Source organism: Pseudomonas sp. LB3P14 (genome assembly GCF_054898045.1).
The window spans coordinates 548,312-564,586 of the sequence record NZ_CM142714.1 but is presented as its reverse complement, the minus strand read 5'-3'; the positions used below and the strand labels follow the sequence as shown (position 1 = coordinate 564,586).

The window sequence follows — 16,275 nt, the reverse complement described above, 5'->3', positions numbered from 1 at the left end:
GGCGCAGCCTTGCCGCAAAAAAACTGCCCATCACAAACCTGCCCTTAACAATAAAAAACAACGGGACGCACCCCATGAAAGCTTTCACCCTGTTCGCCCTCGGATCCTTGAGTCTGCTTCCCTTGAGCAGCCAGGCGTTGCCATTGAATGACGACTTCGCCGTGCTGGTCGACCTGACCCTGGCCAGCGACTACCGCACCCGCGGCATTTCGCAAACCCAAAACGACCCTGCGGTGCAGGCGGGTTTGACGTTGGCGCACAGCAGCGGTCTATACCTCGGCGCATGGAGTTCAAACGTCGACTTCGGCGGCGGCCTGAAAACCCGACAGGAAATCGACTACTACGCCGGTTGGCTCTGGCAAGCGACCGATGCGGTCAGCCTGGACCTCGGCTATCTCAAATACGCTTACCCAAAGGAAAGCCAGTTCAACCAGGGCGAGACCTACGCAATCCTCAACGTTTACGGCGTGAAGCTGGCGGCCTATTACTCCGCGGATGCGCCGGGCATCGACAGCAAGCAGAGCTCGCTGTACAGCTACGTCGGCTATGAAACCGAGTTGCCTTACGACACAGGCCTGAAACTGCGATACGGCAACATGGATTTCAAGGATCCGCACTTGTACTCGATGTCGGGCCTTGCCGAAGACTCGTACCGCGAATGGGAAGTCAAACTGTCCCACGAACTGGTCAGTGTGATGCTGGGCTTGAGCTATATCGACACTGACCTGTCGAAAAGCCAGTGCGCCAGTAACTGGGGCTTCGACGATGTGTGCAGCGCCACGGTGGTGGCGAGTATCAGCAAATCCTTCTGACGTCTCCAGTTACCTGTAGGAGCGAGGCTTGCCCGCGAAGGCGATTTACCTGACACACCGCCTTCGCGGGCAAGCCTCGCTCCTACAGGGGTGGGGTTAACCCAAAGAGGTAGGGCCACGGGTAGATTCCGCGTTCGTGGCCGTCGCTGAAGATCAGTTGCAGGCCGTAGCCCTGCTGATTGAGTTCAATCAAGCGGATGCGCTCATCGACTTTCACCGTCAACCCCTGCAACCGAAACGCCCGGCATTGCGAGCACGGGCATTGACGACGCAATTCAACGTGGTCCAGCAACTGTTCGCGGCCGTCCGGCCAGTTCAACCGCAGCTGTTGTTTACCTTGGGAATTGCCAATCGCCACCGGGTTCATTGCAGCTGACTCAAGGCGATGCGCACGGCTTTACGCACTTCCGGATCACCGTCGTCCTGCGCGGCCTGCAAGGGTGCGATGGCGCCTCGATCATTCAACTCTCCGAGCGCCAGGGCGGCTTCCTTGCGCAGGTTGCTGATGCGGTGGCCGAGAGTTTCGATCAACGCATCGAGGGCCGGGACGTAACGCAAACGACCGAGGCTGCGGGTAGCGCGCAAGCGCACTTGCCAGTACGCGTCGCTCAAGGCTTCGACCAATGCCGGGCCGGCGTCGACGTGGCCGACCTTGCCCAGCGTGGTCGCGGCTTCTTCGCGGACTTGCCAGGCTGCGTCCTGCAAGGCGTGGCGCAGCGCCGGCAGCACTTGGGCGTCGGAAGCCAGGCCAAGGGCACCGGTGGCGGCGCGGCGGACTTCGGTGTCCGGGTCGTCACTGACCAATCGAGCCAGGGCCGGCAAGGCATCGAGTTGCTTGAGCCAGCCGAGTACGCCGACGGCTTCGCGGCGAACACTGGCGTCTTCATCGGTCAATGCCCCTAAAGCGGCAGCGGCGGCATCGGGAAAACGCAACTCGCGCAATGCCCGGAAAGCGGCGATGCGCACGTTAATGTCGGCATGCCCGGTCCACGGCAGAATCACCCGGCCCGCCGCCTCGGTCTTTAGCAGGCTGAGGCTTTGCGCGGCGGCAACTTGCACGGCTTGGGAAGGATCGGTCAGCGCCTGGCACAGCGCTTCGACCACAGGCGTGTCCTCCCAGGCTTCGAGCAATCGCGCGGCTTCGGCGCGGACTTCTTCGGTCGGGTCTTCAGCCAGCCGATTGATCAGCCAAAGCAAACCGTCCGGTTCTTCAAGATCAGCCAGCTCGATCAGGGCGATCCTGCGCACGCCGGGATCATCATCGGTCAGGCGTGGTTGCAGGGCGAGAATGTCGTCGTTATCGGTTACATCGAATAGAGAGGTCATAGGGCAAATCGCGGCAGTTTGTTTTCAAGGGGAAGTCCGAGAGGGTTCAGGCGCGGTAACTGCCGACCGTCCTCGTGACGCAGCAACTCGAGGCAATGACGCTTCAAGCGGGAGAACTCGTGGCTGGTGACCAGTTCGGTGGTGCGTGGTCGTGGGAAATCGAGGCGCAGGTCTTCGATGATGCGGCCCGGGCGCGAACTCATGACCAGCAGCCGATCGGCGAGGAAGAGTGCTTCATCGATGTCATGGGTGACAAACACCACGGTGGTGCGAATTCGCGTCCAGATGTCCAGCAGCAGCTCCTGCATGTTCAACCGGGTCAGCGCGTCGAGGGCGCCGAAGGGTTCGTCCATCAGCAACAGGCGCGGCCGATTAATCAGCACCCGGGCGATTTCGACCCGTTGCTGCATGCCGCCGGAAAGCTGGTCGGGCCAGCGCTCGGCAAACCCTTCGAGGCCCACCAGCGCAAGGATTTCGTCGGCAGCTTTGTGGCGTTCGGCTTTGCCGATGCCGCGCATTTTCAGGCCGAAAGCGACGTTGTCGCGCACGGTGCGCCAAGGGAACAGCGTGTGGTGCTGGAACACCATGCCGCGTTGCGGCGATGGGCCCAAGACCTGCGCACCGTCGACTTTCAGGGTGCCGGTTCGCGGCTGCAGGTGGCCGGCCAGTGCACCGAGCAAGGTCGATTTTCCGCAACCGGACGGTCCGAGAATGCACACGAATTGCCCCGGCTCGATCTGGCAATCCAGACCTTGCACGGCTTCGAAGGCTTGCTTGTCTTCGCCGAGGACGATGGACAATTGTCGGATGTCGATCCGCCCTTCAGGGGTTTGCATGATGCTCATCAGGCTTTTCCTCGTGGTCGGTGCCAAGGCGTGAACAGCCCGCCCAGGCGTTTGATCAGCCAACTGCTGCCCATCCCCAGTACGCCGATCAGCAACATCCCGACCACGATGTCGGCGTAGTTCTGAATGGTGTAGGACTCCCAGGTGTAATAGCCGATGCCGTACTGGCCGGAGATCATTTCGGCGGTCACCAGGCAGAACCACGAGGTGCCCATGCCGATCGCCAGGCCGGTGATGATGCTCGGCGCAGCGCCTGGCAGGATCACCTCCAGCAGAACCGCCCGGCGCCCTGCCCCGAGGCTTTTCGCCGAGGCGATCAGCCGTGGGTCGACGCCTTCGACACCGTGCACGGTGTTGAGCAAAATCGGGAACAGGGCGCCGGTGAAGGTGATGAAGACCATAGACAGCTCTGACGATGGGAACATCAGGATCGCCAGCGGAATCCAGGCCACGGCGGGGATTGGGCGCAGGACCTCCAGGGGTGGCAGCAATAAGTCTTCGGCCCATTTCGAGCGACCGATGGCCAGGCCCAAAGCGATGCCGATGATCAGCGCGGCGAGGTAACCGGCGAAGACCCGGCTGAGGCTGCTGCTCAGGTGTTGCGCGAGCTTGCCGGAGTCGCCGAGGCCCAGGGCCGCTTCGATGACCGCCAGCGGCGTCGGGACGTTGGCGAAGGTAACCAGGCCGAGGTTCCAGTGATGACTGGCGGCGAGTTGCCAGAATAGGAGGCAGAGCAGCAGTGAGGCTGCTCGGGGGATCCAGCGGGTTGGCGATTTGGGCATGTCGGGTTCCAGTTGTAGATGGTGTAGGACAGGAGAACCACCCCTCACCCTAACCCTCTCCCCAGAGGGGCGAGGGGACTGACCGAGTTGTTCTTGGAGCTACATCGACCTGAAAAATCCAGGCGAACTCCGGCTTGGAAAACGCTGGAGATCTGCTCCCTTTCCCCTCTCCCCTCTGGGGAGAGGGCTGGGGTGAGGGGTGGTTTTTGAGCCAACCCTAAACTCAGCGAACGGCGACGGCCTGGGTGGTGGCATCGGTGAAGTCGAAGACATTTCCACCCTGAGCCGCCGCAAATAGCTGAGCCTGCCCCTTCAGCAGAAACACACTCAGCCGCCCTTTCGCATCACTGGCAAACCACGCCTGATCCGCCAGCAACTTGATCCCGCTGTCACTCGCCTGGGCATACACCGCGCGGATGTTTTTGCCTTCCTGCTTCAGGCTGGCCAACGCGGTGAACGCTGACTCTGCCGAGGCATACTGCCGAACCTTCGGCTCACCCCGCACCCAGATCTCCGCCACATGACTGAAGTCGGTAATCGCTTTGCCGCTCAGCGCATCCACCGCCTTGAGCGGCGTCTGCCCGTAGTTGGCCAGTTGCGCTGTGTAATCCAGATTCGAGGCCTTGAACGCGGCGCGGATGTATTGGTCGTCGATGAAGGTATTGAGGTCCAACCCGCGATCAGCTTTCTTCAACAGCTTGAGCGTGTCGATGGCAGTACCGACGGCCTGACGGTATTCGGGCTTCCAGCTCAGGTCGCGGGTTTGTACGCCCAGCGGACCGTGGAACAGGTAATTGACCTCGGCATCGACGCCGGTGACCTTGGCAATCAACTCGCTGTATTTCTCCGGTTCTGCTGCGAGCAATTGATTGGCTTCGATGCTCGCACGCAGGTAAGCCACGACGATTTCCGGGTACTTCTTCGCATAGGCCTGATCCACCAGCGCACCGTGGAAGGTCGGCGCATTGGCCTGGGCGCCGTCATAGATCTTGCGAGCGAAACCACGGCTGGGGAACAGTTCGGCGAACGGTACGAAGTCGGCGTGGGCATCGATCTTCCCGGCCTGCAGTGCAGAGCCGGCGACTTCCGGCGGCTGGGCGATGATGTTCACGTCTTTCAGCGGATCCCAGCCTTGGGCAGCCACGGCCCGCAGCAACATGCCATGGGCCGTCGAGGCAAACGGCACGGAAATGGTTTTGCCCTTGAGCTCCGCCAGCGACTGCACGCTTGATGCGCTCGGCACCACGATGCCGTTGCCACTGCCCTTGATGCTGCCCGAGAGCACGCTGATAAACAGGCTGTGCTTGCCCGCGGTTTCGAACGCCACACCGTTGAACGAACCGGGGAAATCGGCCATGGCGCCGAAGTCGAGTTTGCCGGCGACCATCTCGTTGGTCAGGGGCGCGCCGCTGGTGAAGTTCTTCCACTCCACCTCGTACTTGGCGTCTTTGTAGGGGCCGTCGTGGGGCAGGTATTTGTCCAGCAAGCCGAGTTCACGGATCAACAAACCGCCAGCGGCGCAGTTGATCGTGGTGTCCTGAGTGCCGATGGCAATGCGGATGGTCTCGGCGGAAGCAGACAAGGTGAATGAAGCCAGTACCAGACCGGCTAATGCTGCACGCAGCAATATTGGCAAAGACATGGGTGTATCCCCTCGAATCATTTTTAGGATATTCGTCTCCGCCACGATCAGGGCGCGGTGGGAAACGAGGGGTGTTTGAATCAGGCGTCCGGTGTTGCCGGGTAGCTTTTAAAGCAGTGTTTCAACGTAGGAGATAAGGGATTTCGACTTTCACCGCCCCGGTCGGGCAGTCCTTTTCACACGGCATGCAGTACCAGCATTCGTCGAACGCCATGTAGGCCTTTTGCGTGGCCGGGTTGATCGCCAGCAGGTCCATCGGGCAGACATCGACGCACACGGTGCAGCCTTTGTGGGCGATGCAGAGGTCCTCGTCGACCGTGACGGGGGCATTGGAGCGGAAGAAGATTTCCTGGGGTTGATAGGCCATTTCGCCGTCTCTCTCTTTTGTGATGCTCAGGCCGCAAAGGGACCGACACGCAGCCGGTCGTAGGCCTGCATTTCATCGGCGTCCAGCGGGATGATGTAAGGCTCGACGGCTTTCTTGAAACTGGTCATCAAGCCGTTTTCATCCTTCTTCAGGTGGCAGTGGCAGAACCACTCGCTGTCGTTGCGTTGCGGGTGGTCGACCCGATAGTGGTAAAGCCCCCAGCGACTTTCGGCACGGAACAGCGAAGCCCGGGCCGCCATTTCGGCGCAGTCGCGGATCATGCTGACTTCCATGGCGCGCATCAGTTCGTGGGCGTTGTGGGCCTTGATCTGATCGAGATCACGCTGGATATCGCTGAAGCGTTGCAGGCCGATCTGCATCTTCTTGGTCACTTTCGGCGGTTGCAGGTAGTCGTTGACGAAGCGCCGCAGCTTGTACTCGACCTGGGCTGGCGGCAGGCCGTGTTCGCGGTCCAGCGGTGCGTAGACCCGGGCCTTTTCTGTTTCGATCTGCCGGGCATCGACCGCTGAAAACTCGCGCCCGGCGACAAAGTCAGCCGCGTTGGTGCCGGCAAACCAGCCGTAGGTGAACGCGCCCAGCATGTAATTGTGCGGCACCGCGGCCATGTCACCGGCCGAGTACAAACCCTTGACCGAGGTTTCCGCTTTCTCGTTGACCCAAACACCCGATGCCGAGTGACCGCTGCAAAAACCGATTTCCGAGATGTGCATCTCGACCATTTGCGTGCGGTAGTCGGTGCCGCGATTGGCGTGGAACTGGCCGCGACTCGGGCGTTCGTTGCTGTGCAGGATCTCTTCGATGTTCTGGATGGTTTCCTCGGCCAGGTGATCGAGCTTGAGAAACACCGGGCCGTTGCCGCTTTCGAGTTCCTGGTGGAACTCCCACATCATTTGCCCGCTCCAGTAATCACACTCGATGAAGCGCTCGCCCTTGTTGTTCGCGGTGTAGCCGCCCAACGGACCCGTGACGTAGGCGCAAGCCGGGCCGTTGTAATCCTTGATCAACGGGTTGATCTGGAAGCATTCGAGGTTCGCCAGCTCAGCGCCGGCGTGATAAGCCATGGCGTAACCGTCACCGGCATTGGTGGGGTTTTCGTAAGTGCCCATCAGGTAACCCGAGGACGGCAACCCCAGACGTCCGGCGGCGCCGCAGCAGAGGATCACGGCTTTGGCCTTGATCACGTGGAAGTCGGCGGTGCGGCAGTCGAAACCCATCACACCGTTGACCGCGCCCTCTTCATCCGTCAGCAATCGCGTGCAGACCAGCCGATTGGTGATATTCACTCGCGCCCGTTTCAACTGGCGATACAGGACTTTTTTGATGTCATGCCCTTCCGGCATCGGCAACACGTAGGCGCCCATGTGGTGGACTTTTTTCACTGCGTAGTCGCCGGTTTCATCCTTCTCGAACTTCACGCCCCAGCGGTCCAGTTGCTCGATGGTTTCGAAGCTGTGGGTCGCGTAGGCGTACACCGCCGCCTGATTGACGATGCCGTCGTTGGCAATGGTGATTTCCTTGGTGTATTGCTCCGGCGTCGAATGGCCGGGAATGATCGCGTTGTTCAGGCCGTCCATGCCCATGCTGATCGCGCCGCTGCGTTTGACATTGGCCTTGTCGATCAGCAGCACACGCAAATCGCGGTTGCGTTCCTTGGCCTTGATCGCCGCCATCGGTCCTGCGGTGCCGCCGCCAATCACGACGATGTCGTATTCCTGTTCGAGCGTCTTTCTAATCATTGAGCTGCTAGTCATGCCTGCGCCCCTTTTTGCCGGTCGATCCGCAGGCGGTACTGGAAGGCATCGCCGCGGTAGTAAAGGTGTTCGAAGTCCACGGGTTGACCGCTGGCGTCGTGGGTCAGGCGTTCGATGCGCATGATCGGTGAACCGGCTTCGACGTTCAGTGCCTGGGTCAGGTCGCTGTCGGCCAGCACTGCGTCGATGGCCAGGTCGGCATGCCCGAGGGTCAGGCCGCAGTCGTTTTCCAGGATCAGGAAAATGTCGCGAGTGACCAGATCTGCCTTCTCCAGGCGCTCGCCAATGGTCTTGGGCAGGTAGGTGATTTCCAGGGAAATCGGCTCACGGTTGATCAGCCGCACCCGTTTGATCTGCGCCACGGTCTCGCCTTCGGCGACCTGCAAACGCTCGGCGACGAGCTTGTCGGCCGGTATGAATTTGAAACTGCGCAGGCGGTTGATCACCTCGTAGCCGCGGCCGGTCATGGACTCGGCCAGGCCTTGCAAGGTGCTGACGTTCTGGAAGGTTTTAGGCTTGGCGACAAAAGTGCCCTTGCCGTGGATTTTGAAGATCAGCCCTTCTTTCTGCAGATCCCCCAAGGCCTGGCGCACGGTGATGCGGCTGACTTTGAAGAGTGCGCCGAGTTCGCTTTCGGAAGGCATCTGGCTGTCATGCGGGTATTCGCCGTCGAGGATGCGGGCGCGTAGCACGTCTCGCAGTTGGGTGTGCAGAGGAACACTGCTCAGGGATAGAACGTTATCGGTCATGGCAGATCACTTGTTATAACGAGTTATGACGTGATCTTAAAGTTCTAATAACAGGCTTGAGAAATACTGTTTGGGCATAAGGTTAGATGCGTGAATCAGCGCTTGAGGATCTGGTCCATCACCCAATCGGTTTTCAATGCCTGTTCGGCCACGGCCGGATGCTGCGCTTCACCCCGAATGTGCGCGTTCATGCCCAACACGTGATGCCACTGGATGTGCGGGTGATTGTCGATGTGCAGGCTGAGGTGTTCATCGGCTTCAAGCTGAACCGGATGTTCATCGAATACAGAAAAGGTAATCCGGCCTTTGCTGCCGATCAGCTCGACCCGATCTTCGCGGCGGTCCGCAACAAAATTCCAGCAGCCCATGCCCAAGGCCCCGCAAGCAAACCGCCAACTGGCGCTGACGGCGTCTTCAGCGGCATACAAGCCGGCTTGCCGAGCGGTAAATCCGGCGACTTCGACGATGTCACCGAGCAGGTACTGGAACAGGTCGAATCCATGGCTGGCCAGGTCGGCGAAATAACCACCGCCGGCAATTGCCGGGTCGGTACGCCAGTTGTCGGTGCCAGCCTGATCCGCCGCTGATGGCGCTTTCGTCAGCGTCCAGGTCAAATGCCGGACTTCGCCGATCCGCCCCTCTTCCAGCCATTGCCGCACCTGCTGGAAGCGCGGCAGCGAGCGTCGGTAGTAAGAAACAAACAGGTGCAGCCCAGCATCGGCAAAGACCTTTTGCATTTCACGGCTTTGCCCGGCATTCAACGACATTGGTTTTTCGACGCAGCAATGTTTGCCGGCGGCGGCCACCCTCAAGGCATAAGCGTGATGACTGTCAGGTGGCGTGGCGATGTACACCGCGTCCACCTCGGGATCATTGATCAGCGCTTCGACGTCGGTGTAGAACCGAGCGATGCCGTGGCGCGCGGCATAATCCGTCACCGCTTCCAGACGCCGGCCCATCACCGCCACCAACGCCGAGCCGGGAGCCTTGTAGAAGGCCGGCCCGCTCTTGCGTTCAGCGACGCTGCCACAACCGATCATGCCCCAGCGCACCACGTTCATACTCACTCCTTGATGTTTAACCGATGCGCAGCGCGCGCAGGTCCAGATGACCGTCCTTGAGCGGCGGGCACCAGTAATAACCGCCGGTGATTGGTCGGCTGATGCGGTACAAACCGTCGGTGATGCCGTCTTCCAGACCGCTCATGCGCCGCAATTGGGCTTCGAAGGCATCGAGGGAGAAACCGAAGGCCAGGAACATCAGGCCGGCGCGGTCGCCTTCGATCCAGGGCATGGAACGGCGCACCACGAATGCCTCGGGGGCGAAGCTTTCCTGGGCGGTGCGTTTGACGTGCGCGGAGATCGGCGCGTCGTCGATCTCTTCGTTGTCGCTCAAACGACGGCCCATGATGTTGTCCTTCTCATGGGACGGCATCGCGTGGAAGCCTTTCAGGTCGTGCTGCCACTGTTGGATCGCGGCGAAGCTGCCGCCGACCATTCCGTCAGCACCGTTACCCACCAGCGCGGCGACGACGGCGGCTTCGTCGTGAGGGTTTTCGGTGCCGTCTTCGTAACCGGTCAGGTCATGGCCGGTGAGGTGGCGGAAGGTTTCGTTCATCTGCACCAGGCGCAGGGCGGGTGCCAGCGCGGCTTCGATGGCGTTGCTGCGGTTGAGCAATTCGCCACGGTCGATACCGTGCAACCAGCACCACAGGGCGTGCTGGGTCGACGGGTTGTCGACACCGGCACCGGTCAACGCTGGAAAGGTGCGCAGGCCTTCGATTTGCACCTTGAGGGCCTTGACCAGGGATTCACCGAAACCGACCACTGCCGACTTCCCGTCTACCAACCCTTGCAGATTTTCCAGCGCGGCCGGCAATGCAGCGGCGGATTCGAGTGCGAAGAACATATGACGGGCTTGAGGCGGTACTGGGGTGGCGAGAATGCCCGGCTGGTAGTAACTCATATGAACTCCTTTAGAAAGAGCGCGAAGTTTAACCGCACCATCAGCCGTTGTGTGTTTTCAGGTCAAAAGATCACGTGTTTCTGGCGTGTATAAAAACCTCGATCCCGTTTCGATTTTCAAGGCGCTGCCCAAATTCGCCAAGTCCGCTAAACCGACCCAAGGGCAGGCGCAATACCGTCTAATCTGAGGAGAGCAAGACCACAAACACGCCTCTAGCCTCTTGATACAGGGGAAATGGGATGATCGGAAAAACAGCGCGCCAATGCTCGTCATGGGTCGTACTCTCCCTGCTCGCCATCAATCTGGCACTGACCGCGGGATGTGCAGGCAAAGCTGCCACGGCTCGCTACTCGGCCTCAAGCATAGGCTCAAGCTGCTATGCAAAAGCGCTGCCCACTGCCGGCGAGGGCGGCCTGGCTTGGGGCTCCACCTTGAGCATGGCTCGCAAAAAATCCCTGGATAATTGCATACGCTATGCCGGCCGATCCGGTGGCACGCCGAATACCTGCCAAGTGGTGTTGTCGGAGTGCAGAAATTAATAGAGCGGGAGCGGTTCGGTCGCGGTCAACCACCTGACCGAACGTCGTATTAACGGGCAGCAGGCTACGGACGATGTCACGTCGTGTGGCGGGGGACGCCCGTGCCACCATCGAAGGAATGGTAATGAGGCGGACGTCCACGTCAGGAAAAATCGAACACAACCGAGGAATAAAGTCGGTCTTCAAACCTATGCAAATCCGAGGAACGACAGGATAACCACGACGATCACAACTAACCCGACGATGTAGATGATGTTGTTCATGAAATCCACCTCTCAACCAGAATAGGTTTGCGGCACGAGGGCGTTACAAATACAAGGTACTGCACATTTGCCCGCAATTCCATTCGGCAACACGCAGAGCTCATTTCCTCATTCGCAATCTTCCCTGGGGCACAGACCGCCTCCGGTCGCGCAAAAAGAGACGAAGCCGACTGAAGCACGTCCGGTTAAGCCGTGTGTCAGGCCCGACCGTGTTAGATGTCGGGCCTGAGCTTACTCTTGCCTGACAATATCGACCGAGATCTCCACCGCCGGAATCGTTCCTCTGTTCTCAAGCCAGTGTGTGGTGTTCCTATCCTCGGGCCAGCCCACTCCCGGCCCATAGTCCGTGGCGACTCCATTTCGATGGTCAGTGATCGTTCCTTGCAGTATGTAGACGGTGCCTGGTCTGTCTTTATGGTTGTGAATCGGCCCGAAGACGCCTCCAGGCTCGATGGTCACCCTGCGCATTCTAAGTTGGCGCCCTGCCCAGTAACTGGCTAGTGATCAAGGATCTACTTGCCCCATCAGCTCGGCCACCGATTCCTGGCGATTGGCATAGCGCTGCGCGAGCACCGCACAGACCATCAACTGAATCTGATGGAACAGCATCAGCGGCAGGATCAGCACACCGAGGGTGCTGCCAGCGAACAACACCTGGGCCATCGGCACACCGGTAGCCAGGCTTTTCTTCGAACCACAGAAGAGGATGGTGATGCGATCTTCCTGATTGAAGCCAAAGGCTTTGCCCAATACGGTGGCGGCCACCAGCACCAGCACCAGCACCACACAGCAGGCCAACACCAGCCCGGCCAAGTCCCGCAGCGGGATCTGGTGCCAAATGCCTTCGTTCACCGCTTCGCTGAACGCACCGTACACCACCAACAGAATCGAGCCCTGATCAACGAACTTCAGCCAACTCTTGTTGCGCCCTACCCAGGCGCCGATCCAGCGCCGCGCGATCTGTCCGGCAATGAACGGCAGCAACAGTTGCATGCTGATCTTCACAATCGCATCGAGGGTCGAGCCGCCTTCGCCATGCACATTGAAAAGCATCGTCACCAACAACGGCGTAAGAAAAATCCCGAACAGGCTGGACGCCGCCGCACTGCAAATCGCCGCCGGAATGTTGCCGCGAGCCAGCGAGGTAAAGGCAATCGCCGACTGCACCGTCGCGGGTAACGCGCAGAGGTAAAGCATGCCCATGTACAGATCGTCGCCGATCATAGGCGACAGCAACGGTTTGAGCGCCAGACCGATGAGTGGGAACAGCACAAAGGTCAAACCGAATACCAGCAAATGCAGACGCCAGTGGCCCGCCCCGGCGATGATCGACTCGCGCGACAGTTTGGCCCCATGCAGGAAAAACAGCAGGGCAATGGCGATGTTGGTCAACCAGCCAAAGCCCACCGCGACCTGACCGCTGGCGGGCAGTAAGCTTGCGAGAGTGACCACGCCGATCAGCGTCAGGGTGAAGTTATCGGGTAAGAAACGAGGGCGTGTCATCAGGATCATCCGAGTTTGCAAGAAACGTGATCACGACTCTAACGCGCCTGCGGATTACCGACTAACGCTAACAACCCAGTAGATGTCGCCTAAAGGACACCACGATGGTTTAGAGGTCAGAATTCACCCGGATATGTCCCCTCGTACAGATTCACGCGGCCGCGCCTCGTTCGTTGTTGCTACTCACCTCAAACTGCCCCACTAACTTTTGCAGTTTGTTGGCATTGAGCCTCACGGTTTCCGCACTGCTTTGCAGCACCACCACCGTCTGGCGCATCTCAGTGGAGGATTGGTCGACCTTCTTGATCGTTTTTCCGTAGTCGAGGCTTCGTTTGTTAAGTTGCTGAATGATCGCAAACATACTTTCCACGGCTTGATGTAACTGCACGTTTTCCGAGGATGCATCTTCGGCCAGGCGCAGGCTGTTATCGACGTCCTTGACGCCCTCCTTCATGAAGCTGACGGCTTTTTGCGTTTCGTTCTGCAGGCCTTCAACCATCTGCCGAATGTCGTCGGCAGCGCGTGATGTGCGTGAGGCGAGACTACGTACCTCATCGGCGACCACCGCAAAACCTCGCCCATGTTCACCCGCGCGTGCGGCCTCGATGGCGGCATTGAGTGCCAACAGATTGGTCTGGTTGGTAATGTCGCTGATCAGGCCGGTGATTTTGCCGATCTGGGTCATGCGACTGTCGAGCAACTGCACGCTCGAAGAAGATCGCTCGACCACATCCCGAATAGACTGTGTTCCTTCTTGCACGGCAAGAAATTGCTCGCGGGCACGCGTGACCACTTCATCCATTGCCTGCTTCATTTGTTCAGCGCTGGCGGAAGCTTGCTGGATCTCGCCCAATTGATCCTCGACGATAATCATCATGCCGTGCACAGCTTCGGCGACCTCAGCGGAAGTCAGACTGGCTTCCTGGCTGCGGCCCAACATCATCTGATTGGTGGTGCCGACGTTGCGACTGGCCTTCACCACTTGCCCGACAACCGAGTCCAGATGGTCAATGAAACTATTGATCCATCGCCCCATGTCACCGGTCTCATCGTTGGCCATTCGCGTGGTATCCAGGCGCTGACGAAGGTTGCCCTCGCCCTCGGCGATGGTCCTGATCACACTCGTCATCTCGTTCAACCTTGCCGCAAGACGTTTGGGCCCCAACAGGCTGAACAAGACAGTGGCGCACACCATGCTCAAGACTTCGATGGTATCGATCAGGTTTTGCGCTAGACCGCTGTAATGCTGGGCCATGAAATTGCAGGCAAAGAGGCCCGTCATGGTCGCGAGATAAGGCTTCATCAAACCGTAGCTAAGTGAGCGCCGGCGGTATACCTCCTCCAGATCGGCCTCACACATCATGCCCCAGCGGTCAGGTGACCCCGGTAATTGGAAAGTAACGCCCTTGCCGACCACCGGAATGTGCCGGTAGTCCGAGTAACCGGGATAAGTCACGAACACGTTGGAGCCCGTGCGGATAGTTTCGCGTACGCCTGGGTGCAGTTGCTGCGTCGCCGGGTCGGTAAAGCGCAGTTCCAGCTCGGTGTGTCGTTGGATCTGCACCGTCTTCCAGGACGTGTGCACGCCGCTTTTCAGATTTTCGCCGTGGGTGAACGTACCGTCTTCGAAACGTGAGCGCGACAAGGCGGTTCCCGGTTGAATTGCCGGATCAAAGCGTGATTGCGCCATGAACAGATAGTTGTCGCCCGATTCGGCAAAAATGTGCCCGGCCTCGCGCTGGATAAGATCGCCCAACACATCGTTGGGTACGCGACCGCAGAGGCAGCCAAGGACTTTTCCATCGGCCTTCAGAGGTTGATAGAACATCAACGTGACTTCATCGTGGAAGCGTGAAGACGATGGGCCAATGTGCAAGGTCAGTGGATCGCTGTAAGGGCCATGGAGAAACGGCGCTTTCAGTCCCTCTGCCAATGCACGGGTGTTCTCGAGCTGATTTTTACCGCGTTCTTTCCAAGTCGAGACGATGACGGTGCCACTGGCATCAACGACAAACAACTCCGAAAAATCTTCAGCCTGGCTGAGTTTGTCCATCAGCAAAGTACTGTCGAAATGAGCGAAATCACAACCGAGATTTTCCGCCAACTCAGCCAGGTGCTCCCATTGCTCGCGCGTCCAGTTGTGCAACAACTGCACGCGAGTTTCAGCAATGGCCTCGAACGTTTGTTCTATCACTGGATAAGCCGACTGATTTAGCCCACAAGCCCAGCGCATCGCAATTTTCCCAGTCTTGCCGAACCACGGTAACCAGTGCTTTTCGCTAGAGGATAACTGCATCGAATTGCTTGATAGCGACATCTACTTCCCCACTTGCGACATTCATATGCAAGTTTAAAAGCAAATACCACACCAACTCGCAAGCTTGCTAACAATTTCGGGGGTCGACGCTTACTAAAGGGATACCTCGATAGGTATTCAATTGAAGATCCAGTGGGTTATGGCAGCAGGTGAATGAGGATACGAGACAATCATGTCCCAACTCAGTGCGCAAAACGCGACATGCCCTATGAGTGCGCTTCGCTGTCAGGCTATATCTCTTGATCAACGTGCCGGCCATGATCACGCCGTGTCGGAGCAATGCTTCGCACAGGAAAGTGCGATGGAGGGCCATCTTCAATTGATATCAAAACCGCATGAATTTGATGAGTAATCAGCGTTTGTCGCGCTGATTATCACGTCTTACCCTGACACACAGAACCATGAAGGCGAGTGTCTCACAAGCCGTTCATCTGGCCCTGAATCTGGAGTTGATCATGCCGCTTACTGCCGATGCCAATGGCGTCTACCCAATTGCCCCAACGCCTTTTTTCGATAACGGCGACATTGATAAATCCTCGATAGACCGGATGGTCGATTTTTATCTGGAGTGCGGCTCGACCGGCATGACGGTATTGGGCCAATTGGGCGAAGCGCCGAAACTGGAATACTCCGAATCGCTGGATATCGCCAGCCAGGTTATTCAGCGTGCCCAGAAGCTTCCCGTTATTGTCGGCGTGTCTGCTCCAGGATTTGCTTCGATGCGCGCGCTGACGCACGAAGTGATGGATCGCGGCGCTGCCGGGGTAATGATCGCACCGCCAAACACGCTGCGCACTGACGACCAAATCGTCAACTATTACCATCAGGCTGTGGATGCCATTGGTGAAGACGTCCCTTTCGTATTGCAGGACTATCCACTGACCTTCTCGGTGCAGATGTCACCGACCGTCATTCGACGCATCGTTACCGAGCTGCCGTCATGCGTAATGCTCAAACATGAAGATTGGCCGGGGCTCGAAAAAATTTCCACTCTGCGCAACTTCGAAGCGCAAGGCACCCTGCGCCACATATCCATCATGGTGGGTAATAACGGCTTGTTTTTAGAGTACGAACTTGCCCGCGGCGCCGACGGTGCAAATACCGGATATGCCTTCCCCGATATGCTTTGCGATGTGGTGCGAATGACGAAAGCGGGTCAGATTGAAGAAGCCCATGATTTGTTCGACGCCCACCTGCCGTTGCTTCGTTATGAGCAACAGCCAGGCGTTGGCTTGGCCGTTCGCAAGTACGTGATGATGAAACGTGGAATCTTGACGTCCGCTGCACAACGCAAACCTGCAGCACCGATGTCGGAGAAGGCGCGCGTTGAAGTCGACAATTTGCTCAAACGTCTTGCCCGTTACGATCGTCGAGCTGATGTCTGAAAATTGCC

Annotated in this window: 15 protein-coding genes and 1 pseudogene; 3 read left to right on the top strand and 13 right to left on the bottom strand. The window is 58.6% G+C overall.

Annotated elements, in window-relative coordinates; all coding sequences use genetic code 11:
• Window positions 1-74: 74 nt before the first annotated feature.
• On the top strand, window positions 75-812 hold the full coding sequence (locus ACYZT5_RS02695; protein ID WP_462049670.1) for a TorF family putative porin: 738 nt from the start codon (window positions 75-77) through the stop codon (window positions 810-812).
• Window positions 813-894: 82 nt separating this feature from the next.
• On the opposite strand, the gene ACYZT5_RS02690 is transcribed toward ACYZT5_RS02695, so the two are convergent.
• The 10 genes from ACYZT5_RS02690 to ACYZT5_RS02645 all read right to left on the bottom strand — a co-directional run bounded on the left by ACYZT5_RS02690 (window position 895) and on the right by ACYZT5_RS02645 (window position 10,260).
• Window positions 895-1,179, bottom strand: a complete 285-nt coding sequence (locus tag ACYZT5_RS02690; protein ID WP_462049669.1) for a DUF971 domain-containing protein — start codon at window positions 1,177-1,179, stop codon at window positions 895-897.
• Window positions 1,176-2,138: a HEAT repeat domain-containing protein gene (locus ACYZT5_RS02685; RefSeq protein ID WP_462049668.1), complete on the bottom strand. Its 963-nt coding sequence runs from the start codon at window positions 2,136-2,138 to the stop codon at window positions 1,176-1,178. The genes ACYZT5_RS02690 and ACYZT5_RS02685 overlap by 4 nt, the downstream gene beginning before the upstream one ends.
• Window positions 2,135-2,983, bottom strand: coding sequence for an ABC transporter ATP-binding protein (locus tag ACYZT5_RS02680; RefSeq protein ID WP_462041396.1), 849 nt, complete (start codon window positions 2,981-2,983; stop codon window positions 2,135-2,137). The genes ACYZT5_RS02685 and ACYZT5_RS02680 overlap by 4 nt, the downstream gene beginning before the upstream one ends.
• Window positions 2,983-3,765 (bottom strand): ABC transporter permease, encoded by a 783-nt coding sequence (locus tag ACYZT5_RS02675; protein ID WP_462049667.1) that lies wholly within the window; start codon window positions 3,763-3,765, stop codon window positions 2,983-2,985. Before ACYZT5_RS02675 ends, ACYZT5_RS02680 begins: the two co-directional genes overlap by 1 nt.
• A 223-nt stretch (window positions 3,766-3,988) precedes the next feature.
• On the bottom strand, window positions 3,989-5,395 hold the full coding sequence (locus tag ACYZT5_RS02670; RefSeq protein ID WP_462052176.1) for an ABC transporter substrate-binding protein: 1,407 nt from the start codon (window positions 5,393-5,395) through the stop codon (window positions 3,989-3,991).
• A 133-nt stretch (window positions 5,396-5,528) separates the two neighbouring features.
• Window positions 5,529-5,774: a 4Fe-4S dicluster domain-containing protein gene (locus tag ACYZT5_RS02665; protein WP_007946457.1), complete on the bottom strand. Its 246-nt coding sequence runs from the start codon at window positions 5,772-5,774 to the stop codon at window positions 5,529-5,531.
• 26 nt (window positions 5,775-5,800) lie between these two features.
• On the bottom strand, window positions 5,801-7,531 hold the full coding sequence (locus ACYZT5_RS02660) for a fumarate reductase/succinate dehydrogenase flavoprotein subunit (protein ID WP_462052175.1): 1,731 nt from the start codon (window positions 7,529-7,531) through the stop codon (window positions 5,801-5,803).
• An 11-nt stretch (window positions 7,532-7,542) separates the two neighbouring features.
• Complete coding sequence (locus ACYZT5_RS02655; protein ID WP_462049666.1) at window positions 7,543-8,295, bottom strand: GntR family transcriptional regulator; 753 nt, start codon at window positions 8,293-8,295, stop codon at window positions 7,543-7,545.
• Between the two features lie 95 nt (window positions 8,296-8,390).
• Window positions 8,391-9,356 carry a Gfo/Idh/MocA family protein gene (locus tag ACYZT5_RS02650; RefSeq protein ID WP_462049665.1) on the bottom strand — a complete coding sequence of 322 codons (966 nt, stop codon included), beginning with the start codon at window positions 9,354-9,356 and terminating at the stop codon, window positions 8,391-8,393.
• 16 nt (window positions 9,357-9,372) lie between these two features.
• The gene (locus ACYZT5_RS02645; RefSeq protein WP_462049664.1) at window positions 9,373-10,260 is read right to left on the bottom strand and encodes a Dyp-type peroxidase; all 888 of its coding nucleotides are present in this window, start codon (window positions 10,258-10,260) and stop codon (window positions 9,373-9,375) included.
• A 239-nt stretch (window positions 10,261-10,499) separates the two neighbouring features.
• Between ACYZT5_RS02645 and ACYZT5_RS02640 the strand changes: the two genes are divergently transcribed.
• On the top strand, window positions 10,500-10,799 hold the full coding sequence (locus ACYZT5_RS02640; protein WP_462049663.1) for a hypothetical protein: 300 nt from the start codon (window positions 10,500-10,502) through the stop codon (window positions 10,797-10,799).
• Between the two features lie 494 nt (window positions 10,800-11,293).
• Here ACYZT5_RS02640 and ACYZT5_RS02635 read toward each other — a convergent pair.
• The 3 genes and pseudogenes from ACYZT5_RS02635 to ACYZT5_RS02625 all read right to left on the bottom strand — a co-directional run.
• Window positions 11,294-11,548 (bottom strand): annotated as a pseudogene (locus ACYZT5_RS02635) (cupin domain-containing protein); the annotation flags it as partial.
• A gap of 18 nt (window positions 11,549-11,566) precedes the next feature.
• The gene (locus ACYZT5_RS02630; protein ID WP_462049662.1) at window positions 11,567-12,565 is read right to left on the bottom strand and encodes a bile acid:sodium symporter family protein; all 999 of its coding nucleotides are present in this window, start codon (window positions 12,563-12,565) and stop codon (window positions 11,567-11,569) included.
• A 151-nt stretch (window positions 12,566-12,716) separates the two neighbouring features.
• Window positions 12,717-13,367, bottom strand: a complete 651-nt coding sequence (locus ACYZT5_RS02625; RefSeq protein WP_462052174.1) for a methyl-accepting chemotaxis protein — start codon at window positions 13,365-13,367, stop codon at window positions 12,717-12,719.
• Between the two features lie 1,970 nt (window positions 13,368-15,337).
• Here ACYZT5_RS02625 and ACYZT5_RS02620 point away from each other — a divergent pair.
• A complete protein-coding gene (locus tag ACYZT5_RS02620; RefSeq protein WP_462049661.1) occupies window positions 15,338-16,267 on the top strand; it encodes a dihydrodipicolinate synthase family protein in 930 nt (309 codons plus the stop codon).
• The last annotated feature ends 8 nt before the right edge of the window (window positions 16,268-16,275 follow it).

Excerpts from the sequence above, each read along its gene's own strand:
- ACYZT5_RS02695 (WP_462049670.1), top strand. The coding sequence starts at position 75 with ATGAAAGCTTTCACCCTGTTCGCCCTCGGATCCTTGAGTCTGCTTCCC.
- ACYZT5_RS02690 (WP_462049669.1), bottom strand. The coding sequence starts at position 1,179 with ATGAACCCGGTGGCGATTGGCAATTCCCAAGGTAAACAACAGCTGCGG.
- ACYZT5_RS02685 (WP_462049668.1), bottom strand. The coding sequence starts at position 2,138 with ATGACCTCTCTATTCGATGTAACCGATAACGACGACATTCTCGCCCTG.
- ACYZT5_RS02680 (WP_462041396.1), bottom strand. The coding sequence starts at position 2,983 with ATGAGCATCATGCAAACCCCTGAAGGGCGGATCGACATCCGACAATTG.
- ACYZT5_RS02675 (WP_462049667.1), bottom strand. The coding sequence starts at position 3,765 with ATGCCCAAATCGCCAACCCGCTGGATCCCCCGAGCAGCCTCACTGCTG.
- ACYZT5_RS02665 (WP_007946457.1), bottom strand. The coding sequence starts at position 5,774 with ATGGCCTATCAACCCCAGGAAATCTTCTTCCGCTCCAATGCCCCCGTC.
- ACYZT5_RS02660 (WP_462052175.1), bottom strand. The coding sequence starts at position 7,531 with ATGATTAGAAAGACGCTCGAACAGGAATACGACATCGTCGTGATTGGC.
- ACYZT5_RS02655 (WP_462049666.1), bottom strand. The coding sequence starts at position 8,295 with ATGACCGATAACGTTCTATCCCTGAGCAGTGTTCCTCTGCACACCCAA.
- ACYZT5_RS02650 (WP_462049665.1), bottom strand. The coding sequence starts at position 9,356 with ATGAACGTGGTGCGCTGGGGCATGATCGGTTGTGGCAGCGTCGCTGAA.
- ACYZT5_RS02645 (WP_462049664.1), bottom strand. The coding sequence starts at position 10,260 with ATGAGTTACTACCAGCCGGGCATTCTCGCCACCCCAGTACCGCCTCAA.
- ACYZT5_RS02640 (WP_462049663.1), top strand. The coding sequence starts at position 10,500 with ATGATCGGAAAAACAGCGCGCCAATGCTCGTCATGGGTCGTACTCTCC.
- ACYZT5_RS02630 (WP_462049662.1), bottom strand. The coding sequence starts at position 12,565 with ATGACACGCCCTCGTTTCTTACCCGATAACTTCACCCTGACGCTGATC.
- ACYZT5_RS02625 (WP_462052174.1), bottom strand. The coding sequence starts at position 13,367 with ATGGATGAAGTGGTCACGCGTGCCCGCGAGCAATTTCTTGCCGTGCAA.
- ACYZT5_RS02620 (WP_462049661.1), top strand. The coding sequence starts at position 15,338 with ATGCCGCTTACTGCCGATGCCAATGGCGTCTACCCAATTGCCCCAACG.